Raw genomic sequence first — 14281 nt, forward strand, 5'->3', positions numbered from 1 at the left:
CTCCCTCTCACGCCATTTTCAAGGCTAGGCCGCGCGTGCCGTGTTGTTTCGTTCGGCCACCAGCCGGGCTACGGCCATGCCGGCAATCATCGCCGGAACGAAAGTCAGCGTTCCAATGGCCCCGAAGCTCAGCGCCGTCAGTGCCGGGCCTGGGCAAAAACCGCCGAGCCCCCATCCGACACCGAAGATCGCCGGACCAATCAGCACCCGTGCGTCGATATCGCGGCGGGTCGGCAGGTGGAAACTCTGGCCGCGGATCGGTTCGTCGCGGCGCAGCACATACCGGTAGCCGATGGCGCCGACCAGCACGGCGCCACCCATGACAAAAGCCAGCGAGGGATCCCAGGTTCCGAACAGGTCGAGGAAATTGAGCACCTTCGCCGGATTGGCCATGCCCGAAATCAGCAGGCCGAACCCGAACAGCAATCCAAGGCCGAGATTGACGAGAAACGACATATCAGGCTCCCATTCCGTGGCGCACGACGAAGACGGTGAGAAACGCAGTGCCCATAAATACGGCGGTTGCGAAGATCGAGCGGCGCGACAGGCGCGAAATCCCGCACACGCCATGCCCGGAGGTGCAGCCATTCCCCCAGACTGAACCGAACCCGACAAGCAGGCCGGCGCCGACCATCAAGGGCACATTCGCCGAGACTTCGAGGTCGATCTCGAAGCCCGACAGGGCGCCGAGCACGATCGGAGCGCCGACGAGCCCGATGATAAAGCCCAGTCGGCTCGGCAGGGCGCCGTCGCGGTAGGGCGGCAAGAGGCGGCTGGTTATACCGGAAATGCCTGCAATCCGGCCTTCCCATAACAGCAGAAGGACCGCCGAAAGGCCGATCATCAGACCGCCCACTGTCGATGCGATTGGCGTAAATTCTGTCATCTCGATGTCCTTGCAGATGTTGACCACGGCACCAACGGCCGTGGCGGACTGTCACGCCGCCCGGCCTGCCGTGACGCCAGTTCTGAGCACTGGCCCGAGCGCTGGTCCGAGCCCCGGCCCGAGGCGGAAGAAACAACTTCGCGGGCTACAACCGCGCCGTTTCATATAGTATAATTACTATATTTTCTTTTTCAATCAGGAGCTGATTGGCGTAACCCGCCCAAGGCAGCGGCCGCCGCCGGTCCGGCGCGGTTTTCTCGGGCGTGCCGAAAAAAACATCCTGCATCGCCCGGCTGCCCGCCAGGCTCAGCTTCGCCGGACTGAACCCTTATCCTTCAGGTAGCGCAACATGTGCGGCATCGCGACGCCGCACAGGATAAACAGGACATAGGCACTGTCGGCAGGACGCAACGTCGATCCAAGCAGGATCCAGGCCGCCAGCAGGCCGAACACCGGCGCAAAGGAGGCATTGAGCGCAATCAGCGCCACCGGCAAACGCGCCAGGGCAAAATTGAAGGCGAGAAAATTCGCCACTGTCATGAAAAGAACCAGAAAGGCGAGCGCCAGTCCGTTGCTTGGCACAGAGAGCGAGGGAGGATGCCAGCCTGCGAAAACCATCACCACCCCGGCGCCGAGCGCGGCGCCGGTAACCTGCAGAGTGGCGACGTCGAACCAGCGGGTTGCGTTGCGGTTCATGACACGGCCGATGGTCGCATTGAAGGCGGCGCAAAGAACCGCTGCGAGAATGAGCCCATTGCCGGCCATATCGCTGCTGCCGCTCTCCGCCCTCCCGGCAGTCAGCAGGGCCACGCCGATGAAAGCCAGCAGGCCGCCACCATACACGCTCCAATGGGCCGGTTCGCCGATCACCAGTCGCGCCACCAGCGGACCGATCAGCGGAAACAGGCCCCAGATCAGTGCGATGCTGACCCCATCGGTGCGTGCTGCCCCGGCAATGCCGAGCACGAACACCAGCCCCGGCGCCATCAGTCCCCACCCGAGATTGGCGAGGCTGCGCGTCGAAACTGGCGGATGCCGGCGCAGGATGAGCTGGGCCGCCCAGAGCACCATAGCCGCCAGCCCCAGTTGCAACACAAGGATCGTTGCAACACTTGACTGAACGACAAGAAGCTTTTGCAGGATCAGTCCCACTTGCCAGACGAACAGCGACAGGAACTGCGCCAGGATGCCGGTTCTCATGCCTGTCTTACCCACGGCTCCGGCGCCTGCCGCTTGTCACCACGCGCCATCAGCTCTGATCGAGTGTCACCGGCTTGCCTTCGCGGTAGGATTGCTCCGCCGCCAGGCAGACCGCGACGGCGATCCGTGCTTCCTGCGGCGTGAGAATCGAACGCTTTTCCCGGAAACCGGCATAGGCCAGGCGCAGGTTCTCTTCCAGTTCGAACACCTCGCCCGACTGCGGAATGCTCACAGTCTCGACCGGCGCACTGCCCCGCTGCACCTTCAGTTCGAACTCCGGATGCAAGGTCCGGTCCGCCGCCCCCGACCACCAGGTGCGCACGCCGCCATTGGTGCCACCGATTTCCAGCAGCGTGTGATGCTCGAAGCCGGACAGACACTGGCTGAGCACCGCCGTGGCGCCGTTCTCCCATTCGAGCACGGTCGCGAAATTTTCGACCAGATCATCGTTGCCGCCACTGCCGTGGGCTGTGACCCGGTGCGGCGCGCCATGTTCGGCGGCATACCACATCACCAGGTCGAAGAAGTGCACCAGTTCCTCGAGCACCCACGAGCCGACCCGTGCCGGATCGTAGCGCCATCCGCCCGACCCCTGGCGGAACTTGTGCCGAAACAGCGAAAAATGCTGATAGCGCACCGCACCGATGTCTCCCGCGGCGATGATCTCGCGCACCCCGCGCCACTGATGCGAGACGCGCAATTCGTGGTTGATTGCCACCCTCCGATCGGCCTTCCGGGCCGCCTCAATCACCGCATCGCATTCCGCCAGCGTGATGCCGACCGGCTTTTCAAGAAACACGTCGGCGCCGGCTTCAAGCGCTCGCACCGCAAACGAGGCGTGCACATTGTTCGGCACCGTCACATTCACGGCGTCAAACCCACCGGCAGCGAGCATCGCATCAAAGTCATCAAAGCGTTGCGCTTCAGGCAGCTGCGCGGCGGCAGCCTCGGCCGAGCGCTCGGAGTGGCAGTAGACCGAGGTGATCTCCGCCCCCTCGATGGCCGAAATGGCCTTGGCATGCATCTGCCCCCAGGCGCCGAACCCGGCCAGTGCGATGCGCGTGTGTCCGCGTGTCTGTGCTTGTGTCATCGGTGAGCCTTTCCGTAAGGACGATGAGGAATGAATGAACCTGCCGGTCCGATTAGGTGACGCAATGCCGGTCAGACGCCGCCGCGCCGGTCAGCCGCCGCCACGAATAACGGTCTCGGAGGCAATGGCACGGTGCATTTGCGCCGCGGCTCGCGCCGCCGAAAACAGCAGCGCCGCCTCGTTGGCGACCGAGACAAAATGATAGCCGTTGCGCAAATGGCGCTCGGCCAGCGCCGCATTGGCCGCCAGTACGCCCGCCGCCTTGCCAGCCGCGCGCACTTTTTCCGCAGCCAGATCGATTGCTTCCGTCACCGCCGCATCGCCCGCCTGGCCCAGCTTCCCCATGCTGGCCGCCAGGTCGCCGGGCCCGAAGAACACCGCATCGACGCCATCGACCGCGGCGATTTCATCGATCTCTTCCAGTGTGGCGCGGGTCTCGGCCTGCACGATCAGGTAAAGGGTCTCGGATGCTGCGCCCAGATAGCCCGGTGCGGCACCATAACGACCGGCGCGATGCATCGCTGCGACACCGCGCTGTCCGTGCGGCGGGTAGTGCATGGCGGCGACCGCCCGGCGCGCCTCCTCCGCCGTCTGCACATAGGGCAGCATGATGGTCTGGGCACCGATGTCGAGAAACTGCTTGATTGCCACCGGATCGTTCCATGGCAGCCGGACGATCGGCAAGGTCGGCGTCCCCGCCAGGATGCGCAGGTGCGTCAGCGCGTCCTCGAGGCTGACCGGCGCATGTTCGCCATCGATCAGGATCCAGTCATACCCGGCCCAGCCAAGGCCTTCGGTGGCGTTGAAGGCATTGAGCATCGACCAGATGCCGCACAGCGGCCGGCCCCCGTCCAGCGCCGCGCGGAAGGGATTGCTCAGCCGCGGCGTGAAGACGCCCTGATCGCATTTCGTTTCATTCATCTCAGTTGTTCCTCCCGCGCGCATCGATCGTCAGCTTTCCAACGATCCGGCCCCCGCGAACCGTGGTGATTTCATCGAACAGATTGACCACCGGACAGACGTGATTGGGCAGAATGCGAACGATCTCGCCGATTGCCGGCACCTCGTCACAGTCTGACACGTCGACAAAGCCGTGCTCCTCGGCAAAGCGCACCAGCCGAGCCTGCGGGTAGTCGGGCAGAAGTCCATGGTCGGTGAATCCCGCAAGGTCGCTGGTCAACGTCTTCGAACCGGCATCGAGCATTATACGCCCCGGTTCCGGGTGCGAGACCACGGACGCATAGACGAAGAGCGCACAATCTTCAGGCCGCGCCGCGCCGAGCGCGATCATCTGGCGGTCGTTGAAGATCGAAGTGCCTGACCGGTACGCCGTTTCGCCGGACTGCCCCGCCAGGGCGAGGTTCGGTGTACCGCCGCTGGAGATGATCCCGACTTCGAGATCCCTTTCCGCACAGAGACGACGCACCTCCGCGACAAATTCTCGGGTCGCTGCCACCGCCTCGCTGCCGTTCGGCGGATAGATCAGCAAACCGGCAAAGGACAGGCCCGGCAGGGAATGGATCAGCTGTGCCAGATCAGCCACGGCTGGCGGCGAGGTGACTCCGCACCGATGCCGCCCCGTATCGCACTCGACCAGAACCGGAAGCGGCTTCGAAGCGTCTTCGCTTGACCGGATAGCGGTGTCGAGATCGCGGGCGACTGTCGCGTTGTCGCAGCTCACGGTCAGGTTCACTCGTTGGTGCAGGGCAGCCAGGCGCCGATGCTTGGCCACGCCGAGAACATTGGTGCTGATCAGCAACGGCCCGAGCCCGGCATCCGCCATTACCTCGGCCTCGCCGAGCTTCTGGCAGGTCAGGCCGGCAGCGCCCAGAGCGATCTGCCGTCCCGCCAGCTCCGTCGATTTATGCGTCTTGATGTGCGGCCAGCAGGCGACGCCGGCAGACTCGCAGATTTGCTGCGCGCGCCTCAGATTGGCCTCGACGACGTCCATGTCGATGATCGGCATCGGCGTGTCGAGTTGCATTTCCTGGCCCGTCACCGCCGTCACACTCCAGCCAGTCCATTCTTCCGTCATCCGCACCTCCTGCCGATGGGCTCGCTGCAGCCTAGAGAACCGACGTCAGCGAAACAAGAAAAATATTGCATTACAATACTTAGTTTCACAATATGATACTTTAAGCGTGTTCTTCGAAGGGCCTTGGATCGGCGTCGCGAAAGACGCCGCCGACAAAGCTGCCCCGGCTTTCAAACAGGAAACGCCCTTCCCGCTGCTCGCCGCGCACATCGCTGAAGACGAATGACCGATTGGCTTCCGCCAGCAGCGTGATGTCCGCCGGCACCCCGACCGTGAGATGCCCGCGGTCATCACGTTGCAGCGCCCGCGCCGGCCGATCGGTGACCATCGCGATCACGGCTTTAAGATCGAGGCCGCACGCCACCAGCTTGCTCATCGTGTGCAGCAGATCATAGGCCGGCCCGTCGATGCACAGCGCATGAACGTCGCTCGAGATGATGTCCGGCGGAAAGCCGTCAGCCACCGCATGCTCGGCGCTCTTGAACCCGAAAGCGCCCATTCCGTGGCCGATGTCGAACAACACACCGCGCTGCCGCGCCGCGCGCAGCGCCGGCAACACTGCCCCCGCCGCATCGACCGGTGCATTCGGCGCCGGGCGGAAGCAGTGGGTGAGAACATCACCCGGACGCAACCGCGCGACAATCTCGCCATAGCTCGGCGGCGGCTTGCCGATATGCGTCATGATCGGCAGGCCGGTGCGCTCCGCCGCCTGCAGCGCCCGGTCGAGCGCCAGAAGCCCGATCTCGCCCGACGTGCCGGGACCGAGCCTGACCTTCACCCCGACTGCCACGTCGCGATTGTTCTCGATGGCTGCGACGCAGTGGTCCACCGACAAAAGATCCTCCACCGAGGCTTCGCCAAAGGAATAATCGCGGTCGAAGGCGAAGATGCCCGGATAGGATATGTTGACATAGGCCAGCGCGCGGAACTGCGAACGGGCAAAGACGAAATCCCGCAAGCCTGCGAAGTTGCCGTAGCCGGCGCTGCCGGCGTCGACCATCGTCACCACCCCGGAACGGCGCGCCACCGGATCCGGATCAACGCCATAGGCCGTCGCCTTGTGATAGATATGCGTGTGCAGATCGATGAGGCCGGGGACGACCAGCAGACCGGCCGCATCGACGCGCTGCCGTGCCGCGCCACTCAGGTCCCGGCCGATGGCCGCGATGCGCCCGTCTTCTATGGCAAGATCGGCAATGCCATCCTGTCCGTTGCGCGGGTCGATCACCCGCCCGCCGGCGATGACCAGGTCATACGGTTCGCGCGCTCCAGCCCTGCGCTCCTCTACCATGGCAGCGGCACCCCCTTGTAGTCATAGAGCTGGCCGGTGTCGTGATTTCCAAGCCGGCTGATCACCATGCGCATTTCTTGCACGCTCTCAGCCACGGGCACCGCCGCATTGCCGCCGCCACCCGCCGTATCGACCCAGCCGGGATGCAGCGCCGTCACCGTGATGCCGTGCGAAAACAGGTCGATTGCCAGGCTACGCACCATCGCATTCAGCCCCGCCTTGCTGGCGCGATACCCATAATGTCCGCCCGACAGGTTGAGCGAGATCGAGCCCATGCGGCTGGTGATGGCGATGAAGCGACGCATTTCGCCCGCCTTCAGATTGTCCGCAAAACATTCGATCAGCCGCAGCGGCCCGATCGTGTTGACCTCGTACATCTGCCGCACATAGGAAAAATCGAGACTCCCCAATCGCCCGGTGTCGAGACCGATACCGGCATTGGAAATGATCAGGTCGATCGGCCGCTCCCCGATCTCTGCCTTCAGGGCGGTGAACTGCGCCTCATCGGTCACGTCGAGGGATGCGTGAACCGAGCCGGAGAGCGCGTCAATGCGATTTTCGGGATCGCGGTAGGTGGCGATCACCTCCCATCCTTCCTGCGCATACTGGCAGGCAAATTCCCGGCCGATGCCGTGGTCGCATCCGGTGATCAGAACGGTTGGCATCGGGCTGCCCCCTTTTTCTCCGTGAAGTTGTGGTCAAAGCGCGGTTCGACGATGCCCTGCGCCCCGGTGCCGTCGATGCGCAGCAGCTTGCCCGCCTCGGGCCATTCGCTGCGTTCGTTCTCGGTCAGCATGGCCGTCGCGGTGGTGACATACAGCGATCGCATGTCCGCGCCGCCGAACGTCACCATCGTCGGGTGCTTTGCCGGCACGCTGATGTGGGCGATCATTTCGCCTTTCGGCGAGAGACAGGCCACCGCCGCGCCGTGCACCAGCGCGCACCAGTAGTTGCCGTCGCGGTCACAGGTGGCACCATCGACCCGACCTTCGATTTCGGCGGTCGAGAAGAAGAGCCTCCGATTGCTGATTGCGCCGCTGGCGAGCTCGAAATCATAGACCCAGACCTTTTCATCGCGACTGTCGGCAAAATACATGCGGCTATCGTCCGGTGAAAACGCGATGCCGTTGCCGATGATGAACCCGTCATCCATTTGCCGCACGCTGAAGTCGCCGTCGAGCCGGTACAGGACCGAAGAGCGTCCGAGAAAATCGGAATGAGCGCTGGCGCACCAGTAGCGGCCGGCCCGGTCGCACTTGCCGTCATTGAGCAGAAGTCGCGGATCGTCTCCCAGCGGATTGACGATCGGTGTCACGGTCTGACCGGCAAGTTCGACATGATTGAACCCGCTGCGCATCCCCGCCACCAGTCCACCGCCGCGGGCAAAGACGAAAGAGCCGATGTCGCAGGGCATCGCGAAGCTTTCGACGATGCGCGTCTCCGGGTCGATGCGCCGGATTGCCGGAGCAAAGGCATCGACCCAATACAGACGGCCGTCTTCCGCGTTCCACTGCGGCCCCTCCCCGAGAATATCGGGCGTATCGGTCAGGACGTGAACTTCAGGCACATGCGGCCTCCTCGAAATGATAGGTCGCGCCATGACGGATCTGTTCACCCGGCGGCAGACTGATCATCGACGGGCGCGCCGCGAATTCACCGCCATAGCCCGGCGTGTCGCCATGTCCGGTCCAGCTTTCGATCGACAGGAACGGCGCCTTTCCGCTGGTCCACAATGCGACATGGGAAAACCCTTCATTGCGTACCCGCAGCGCCGACCCGTCGCCCTGCCGGAAGGTCAGCTCCGCGCTGCGCGCATCGAGAAAACAGACCGCCTCGCCGCCGAGATTGGCCGCACTCAGCGCCATTCGCCGCCCGTGCATCGACAGGCTGCGACGGTCGCTGGCAAAATAACCCTCTGCCGTGATCTCTGGCACCTCCGCCGATTCGGTCTCTGAGAATTCGACCGTCGCCTGTTCGTCCCCGCCATTGATCCGGTCCTGCCAGAGAAACCCTGGATGCAGCCCGGCAGCATACGGCATGGGCGTCTCGCCGCGGTTTTTCACCGTCAGCCGCACGGCAAGCGTCGGCCCGGAGAGGGCAAACCCCACCTGCAGGCGAAAGGCAAAAGGATAGTGTCGCCGGGATTCCGCTGTGTCGGTCAGGGTAAAGGCAGCGGCCCCGCCGCCGATGCGCTCGCCCGTAAATCGGCTCGTCGGCGCAAAGCCGTGCACCGGCATCGGATAGCTTCGCCCATCGACGCGAATCTCGCCGCCGGCGCATCGTCCGACGACCGGAAAGAGAATGGGCGCGCTGCGCGGCCAGGACTCTGTATCGCCCGGCCAGATCAGTTCGCGCCCGCCGACCGACCAGGACTTCAGCTCTGCTCCGCACGGATCGATTTCCGCTCTTGCCCGACCGGAGCCGATCACCATCCGGTCCATCAGGGAAGAATCCGGACGATCATTTCGATCTCGACGGTCATGCCGTTCGGCAAACTGCCAACCCCGAAGGCCGACCGCGCGTGCCGGCCCCTGTCGTCAAACAGTGCCAGCATCAGATCGGAGCAGCCATCGATGACCTGCGGGTGATTGGTGAAGTCCGGCGTCGCGTTGACCAGGCCAAGGATCTTGACCACCCGCTCGACCCGTTCGAGCGAGCCCAGCGCATCACGCATCGCGGCCAGCAAATTGATCCCGGCGAGGCGTGCGTCCTCGCGCCCCTCCTCCAGGCTGATATCGCCGCCAAGCTTGCCTGTGCGACGGCTGCCATCCGGCCGCCGCGGCCCCTTGCCCGACAGGTAGAGCGACGTGCCGTCGAGCACCCAGTCGACATAGGCGTTTTCCGGCGCCCGCAATTCGGGCAAGACCAAACCGAGGGCTTCCAGCCGTTCGGCGCTCCCCGGCGCACCCGCATTGGCATCTGAGTGTTGCGTCTCACCGGTCATCGATGACCCCCAAGTCTTTCCGAGATCTGTCGTGCCCCCGCCTTGACCGCCGCGACGATTGCGTCCTGATCCGCCACTTCACCCGACAACCCGGGAACGGAAATGCTCAGCCCGGCGATCACCGACCGCGCATCTCGCACCGCCGCAGCCACGCAGAACACCAGAGCGTTGTATTCGCGATCGTCGATGGCGTGACCGGCCTGGCGGACGTTCTCCAGTTCGCGGCGGAATGCTTCGGGTTGCGTGATCGTCTGTGCCGTGTGTACCGGCATTCCCTGCGCCGACAGGATTGCCGCCACAACAGTCCAGTCGAGTTCGGCGCAGATCGCCTTGCCGAGCGCCGTGCAGTGCACCGGGCGCCGCGAACCGACCTGCGTATTGATTTTCAGGGGCAGATCGGGGGGTTCAACCTTTTCCACATAGACGATCTCCTGGCCGCCAAGGATCGCCAGTTGCACGGTGTGTCCGAGCCGATCGCTGATGTCCTGCATGATCGGACGAGCGACTTCGCGCAGATCCGCACGCCGACCGGCACGCGAGGCCATGTCGAAAAGTGCCGGGCCGAGGCCCCAATGTTTGCCGGCGCCCACCTTTTCCGTCAGCCCGTTTTGTTCAAGCGACTTGAGAAACCGCAGCGCCGTTGCCTTGTGCAGTCCGGTCTTCTCGGTCAGCTCGGTCAGCGTCAGGCCGTCGGGATGATGCGAAAGCACCGTCAGCACTTCGGTGGCGCGATCAATCACCTGCACTTTCGAGGCGGAAGCATCTTGCACGGCAGGGCTCGTTGGCATGATTGTCTCGCTTGCGAAGATTACGGCAGAAGCTCATCCCGCCATCACCCTGAAGCCTAGCCAAAAGCAGAAGAAGTTTCAATCTTCAAAATTGAGTTTCATAACATGAGACATTCAATCTTCAAAAGGCGACCGCGTAAGGCGTCAAGGCCTGCAGATCCGGCTCGACGCCCAATCCAGCTTCCGCGCAAAGTGTCATGTCACCCTGCTGATCGAGCGCGGGGAAACCCTTGACCAGTTCGTTGCGCAGCGGGTTGGGATTGGCGTCCACCTCAAGCACGCCGCCGCCGCCCACCGCCGCCAGCAAATGCTGCGAGGCGATGAGACCGATACCGCCGCCCAGCCAGTGCGGACACAGAACGACATTTGCCTGCCGGGCCAATTGCCCCACTTCGACGCAACCGCTGAAACCGCCCCATTTGCCAAGATCCGGCTGGACGAACCGGATGCCACTTTCGGTGATGTGGCGGTCGAAAGCCTCGAACCCGCGCAGATTTTCCCCGAGCGCCACCGGGACTGGTGATCGCTTTGTCATATCTTGCCAGGCGGTCATGGGCACATCGGCCCGCAGTGGCTCCTCGAGCCAGGTCGGATCATAGGCTGAAAGCGCTTCGCTCATCTCCACTGCCGTCTCGAGCGTCCACGCCTGGTTGGCGTCAATCATGATCGGCGTGTCCGCACCGAGCGTCGCCCGCATCCGTTTCAGATTTTCCAGGTCGCATTCGCGGCCAAAGCCGACCTTCAGCTTGAAGCGGCGATAGCCTTCATCGCGCTTTCTCGCTGCAAGAACCTCCGGCAGCCGCGCATTGATACCGCTTGCATAGACGGGCACCGCAGCCACCGCCTCATCCCGGAACATCCGGTAAACCGGAAGCCCGGCGCGCCGCGCCACGAGATCCCAAAGCGCCATGTCGATCCCTGCAATCGCCTGGGCAATCGGCCCCGGCTCGCCGCTCTGGATGGCCAGCGTTCGGGTCTGCTGCGTCAGCGACCGGAATGCCTCTGACGGGCCCGAAAACTCCTGCCGCTGCAACAAGGGCGCCAGCACCGACCGGATCAGCCGCGCCCGGTGCTCGGCGCCCACCGCTGGAAAATTGCACCACACTTCCCCCCATCCCGCAACACCATCGGACCCGGTGACACGGACGAACACCGCCGGCCGATCGCGCATCTCGCCGAATGAGGTCACAACAGGTTCGGCGATCGGCACGCGGAAGACGTAAGCCTCGACCGCCGCAAGCCGCAGCGTCACGTCCTGCGCATCTGCGGCAAGACCCGAATGGTTGAATTGATCCGTCATGACACCTCCCGCGACCGTTCGGGCGGCGGCGCCGTCGACTCCCGCACCACCAGTGAAAACCCGATCTCGCGATGCCGAACCGCCGGAATGGTTCCGCTCAGATGTTCGACCAGATAGCGGCCGGCGCGCACCCAGATCTCGTCAATCGGGATATGGATCGTCGTCAGGCTCGGCTGCAGGTGGCGGCTCCACTCGAGATCGTCGAACCCCACCACCGACAAGTCTCCCGGTACGGCAAGGCCGAGCCGTTTTGCTTCGACGATGACGCCATAGGCGATGACGTCATTGCCGCACACCAACGCCGTTGGCCGGTCCGCGCGCGTTAGGAGTGTCCGCGCCGCCTGGCGCGCGTCGTCCAGCTGATAGGCCACCTCCACGACCCAATCCTCGGGCGGCCTGCATCCGGCGGTCTCGAGCACTTGCATCACGCCGCCGATACGCGCCTGCGCGCGATCGTTGTTGCGCTGCAGGGCGGACAGCACACCGACGGCGCGATGTCCGAGTTCGACGAGATGGCGGGTGATGCGCTCCCCCGCCGCGAAATTATCGATCCCGACACTCGGATACGGCTTGTCGGGCTCGTAGACGCCGACATTGACGAATGGCACCGGCTTGCTGTCCAGCAGTGCGCGCACATCCGGATGTCGCGCGTCTCCGCGAAGAATCAATCCATCGACACCGCGGCTGACCAGATTGCGCACCTGCTTCAGTTCCACATCGAGATCGTATTCATTGGTTGCCAGGAGCAAGAGATAGTCCTGCGTTGACAGGTAGGATTGCAGCGCCTGCAGACCCTTGGCGAACATCGCATTGTCGACGGTCGGCACGATCGCCCCGATTGTCCGCGTTCGCCGCGACGACAGGGCACGCGCCGAGGCGTCGGGGATATAGCCGATTGCGGCAATGGCCTCCGCGATTCGCGCGCGCAGCGCCGGCCGGACCGCACCCGGCGTGTTCAGCGCCCGCGAGACCGTGGCGGTCGAGACCCCCGCGCGCTTGGCCACCGCCCGGATCCCGACTTCCTTGTCCTCGCCTCCGCTGCCATCTTCGGCATCGCTCATCGACAGATTGCTCCATCCCGTAATCGTTTTCACTGACGGTTAGCAGGAGAAGACCGAAATTTTCCCCGCTTTCGCAGCCGCTTTAAAGGATTTACCGCCGCCTTGACGCCAATGCAAGATGCCCATATGTAAACGGTTACATTTGTGCAGCACTCAACTCCGATGGCGCACATCCGCCGAGGATTGCCGCCCACGCCTGCCAGAAAATATGGGGGAAATGAAGCGATGACCGAACTGAAACTTACCGATGGCACACTGTTCACCGATCGGTGCCTGGTTGATGGCTCTTGGATCACTGCTACGGATGACGGCATCGCGGTCACCAATCCTGCTGACGGCAGCCTCATAGCCACCGTCCCCAGCCTGCCGGCGGACGCCATTCGCCGCGCCATCGACGCAGCCCATCTTGCCAAGGACGACTGGGCGGCACGCCCGGTCAAGGAACGCGCCGCGCTCTTGCACCGCTGGTATCAACTGATCCTCGAAAACGCTGACGACCTCGCCGTTATCCTCAGCGCCGAACAGGGCAAGCCGCTCGCCGAGGCCAGGGGAGAGATCATCGCCAACGCCGCCTATCTCGAATGGTTCGCCGAGGAGGCCAAGCGCATTTACGGTGACATTGTGCCGCCGCCGGCCCGCGATCGCCGGGTTCTCGTCATCAAGCAGCCGGTCGGCGTCTGCGCCGCCATCACACCCTGGAATTTTCCGAACGGCATGATCACCCGCAAGGCCGGACCGGCACTCGCCGCCGGTTGTCCGATCATCGTCAAGCCGGCCTCGCAGACCCCGCTTTCGGCCCTCGCCCTCGCCGTCCTCGCCGAACGCGCCGGCATCCCGGCAGGCGTCTTCCAGGTGGTCACCGGCAAGGCCAGCGCCATTGGCACCGAGTTCTGCCTCAACCCGAAGATTGCCAAGATCAGCTTCACCGGCTCGACCGAGGTCGGCCGCTGGCTGATCCGCGAAAGCGCCGGCGATATCAAGCGATTGTCGCTCGAACTGGGCGGCAACGCCCCCTTCATCGTGTTCGAGGATGCCGATCTCGATGCCGCCGTCGCCGGGGCAATGATCGCCAAGTTTCGCAATTCCGGCCAGACCTGCGTCTGCGCCAACCGCATCTACGTCCATCGCTCCCTTGCCGGCGCCTTTGCCGCCAGGCTCGCCGAGGCCGCAGCCAGGCTGAAGGTCGGCACTGCAGGCGAGGAGGGCGTCGAGCAGGGTCCGCTGATCGACGAGAAGGCGGTGGAGAAAATGGAAGAGCACCTTGCCGATGCGCTCGCCAAGGGCGCGCGGCTGCTGACCGGCGGCAAGCGTCACGCGCGCGGCGGCACCTTTTTCGAACCGACCGTGCTCGAGAACGTCTCGCAACAGATGGTGCTGGCGCGCGAAGAGACATTTGCACCGCTGGCCCCCGTCATTCCCTTTGACGACGAGGCCGAGGCACTGGCCATGGCCAACGACAATGTTTTCGGCCTGGCCGGCTATTTCTACACCCGCGACCTGGCGCGCATGTTCCGCGTCGCCGAGGCGCTGGAGTGTGGCATTGTCGGCGTCAATTCCGGCGTCATTGCCAATGAGATGGCGCCGTTCGGCGGCTTCAAGCAGTCGGGGATCGGCCGCGAGGGCTCGAAATACGGTATCGAGGAATATCTCGAGATCAAATATGTCTGCGTCGCCGGTCTGTAGATT

At 63.9% G+C, this 14281-nt stretch carries 15 protein-coding genes; 1 reads left to right on the forward strand and 14 read right to left on the reverse strand.

Annotated features, from left to right (window positions below):
- Positions 1-24: 24 nt before the first annotated feature.
- The 14 genes from KY465_RS04950 to KY465_RS05015 form a co-directional block, all read right to left on the reverse strand.
- On the reverse strand, positions 25-456 hold the full coding sequence (locus tag KY465_RS04950; RefSeq protein ID WP_219200375.1) for a YeeE/YedE family protein: 432 nt from the start codon (positions 454-456) through the stop codon (positions 25-27).
- Position 457: 1 nt separating this feature from the next.
- Positions 458-886 (reverse strand): YeeE/YedE family protein, encoded by a 429-nt coding sequence (locus tag KY465_RS04955; protein ID WP_219200376.1) that lies wholly within the window; start codon positions 884-886, stop codon positions 458-460.
- Between the two features lie 306 nt (positions 887-1192).
- Positions 1193-2086, reverse strand: coding sequence for a DMT family transporter (locus KY465_RS04960; protein WP_219200377.1), 894 nt, complete (start codon positions 2084-2086; stop codon positions 1193-1195).
- Between the two features lie 49 nt (positions 2087-2135).
- Positions 2136-3176, reverse strand: coding sequence for a Gfo/Idh/MocA family protein (locus KY465_RS04965; protein WP_219200379.1), 1041 nt, complete (start codon positions 3174-3176; stop codon positions 2136-2138).
- A gap of 90 nt (positions 3177-3266) precedes the next feature.
- Complete coding sequence (locus KY465_RS04970) at positions 3267-4097, reverse strand: HpcH/HpaI aldolase family protein (RefSeq protein WP_219200381.1); 831 nt, start codon at positions 4095-4097, stop codon at positions 3267-3269.
- Between the two features lies 1 nt (position 4098).
- The gene (locus tag KY465_RS04975; protein ID WP_219200773.1) at positions 4099-5160 is read right to left on the reverse strand and encodes an alanine racemase; all 1062 of its coding nucleotides are present in this window, start codon (positions 5158-5160) and stop codon (positions 4099-4101) included.
- A 151-nt stretch (positions 5161-5311) separates the two neighbouring features.
- Positions 5312-6502 carry an amidohydrolase/deacetylase family metallohydrolase gene (locus KY465_RS04980; protein ID WP_219200382.1) on the reverse strand — a complete coding sequence of 397 codons (1191 nt, stop codon included), beginning with the start codon at positions 6500-6502 and terminating at the stop codon, positions 5312-5314.
- Entirely contained in the window at positions 6496-7167 is a 672-nt protein-coding gene (locus KY465_RS04985) for an SDR family oxidoreductase (protein WP_219200384.1), read from the reverse strand. Before KY465_RS04985 ends, KY465_RS04980 begins: the two co-directional genes overlap by 7 nt.
- Positions 7152-8069 carry an SMP-30/gluconolactonase/LRE family protein gene (locus KY465_RS04990; protein ID WP_219200386.1) on the reverse strand — a complete coding sequence of 306 codons (918 nt, stop codon included), beginning with the start codon at positions 8067-8069 and terminating at the stop codon, positions 7152-7154. The genes KY465_RS04985 and KY465_RS04990 overlap by 16 nt, the downstream gene beginning before the upstream one ends.
- Positions 8062-8943, reverse strand: coding sequence for an aldose epimerase family protein (locus tag KY465_RS04995; protein ID WP_219200388.1), 882 nt, complete (start codon positions 8941-8943; stop codon positions 8062-8064). The genes KY465_RS04990 and KY465_RS04995 overlap by 8 nt, the downstream gene beginning before the upstream one ends.
- Positions 8943-9446 (reverse strand): RidA family protein, encoded by a 504-nt coding sequence (locus tag KY465_RS05000; protein WP_219200390.1) that lies wholly within the window; start codon positions 9444-9446, stop codon positions 8943-8945. Before KY465_RS05000 ends, KY465_RS04995 begins: the two co-directional genes overlap by 1 nt.
- The gene (locus KY465_RS05005) at positions 9443-10234 is read right to left on the reverse strand and encodes an IclR family transcriptional regulator (protein WP_219200392.1); all 792 of its coding nucleotides are present in this window, start codon (positions 10232-10234) and stop codon (positions 9443-9445) included. Before KY465_RS05005 ends, KY465_RS05000 begins: the two co-directional genes overlap by 4 nt.
- A gap of 121 nt (positions 10235-10355) precedes the next feature.
- Complete coding sequence (locus tag KY465_RS05010) at positions 10356-11534, reverse strand: mandelate racemase/muconate lactonizing enzyme family protein (protein ID WP_219200394.1); 1179 nt, start codon at positions 11532-11534, stop codon at positions 10356-10358.
- Complete coding sequence (locus KY465_RS05015) at positions 11531-12595, reverse strand: LacI family DNA-binding transcriptional regulator (RefSeq protein ID WP_219200395.1); 1065 nt, start codon at positions 12593-12595, stop codon at positions 11531-11533. The genes KY465_RS05010 and KY465_RS05015 overlap by 4 nt, the downstream gene beginning before the upstream one ends.
- A gap of 225 nt (positions 12596-12820) precedes the next feature.
- Here KY465_RS05015 and KY465_RS05020 point away from each other — a divergent pair, with 225 nt between their 5' ends.
- Positions 12821-14278, forward strand: coding sequence for an NAD-dependent succinate-semialdehyde dehydrogenase (locus KY465_RS05020; RefSeq protein WP_219200397.1), 1458 nt, complete (start codon positions 12821-12823; stop codon positions 14276-14278).
- Positions 14279-14281: the final 3 nt, after the last annotated feature.

The sequence above is a fragment of the Neohoeflea coraliihabitans genome (assembly GCF_019334345.1).
GTDB classification, from domain to species: Bacteria; Pseudomonadota; Alphaproteobacteria; order Rhizobiales; family Rhizobiaceae; genus Pseudohoeflea; species Pseudohoeflea coraliihabitans.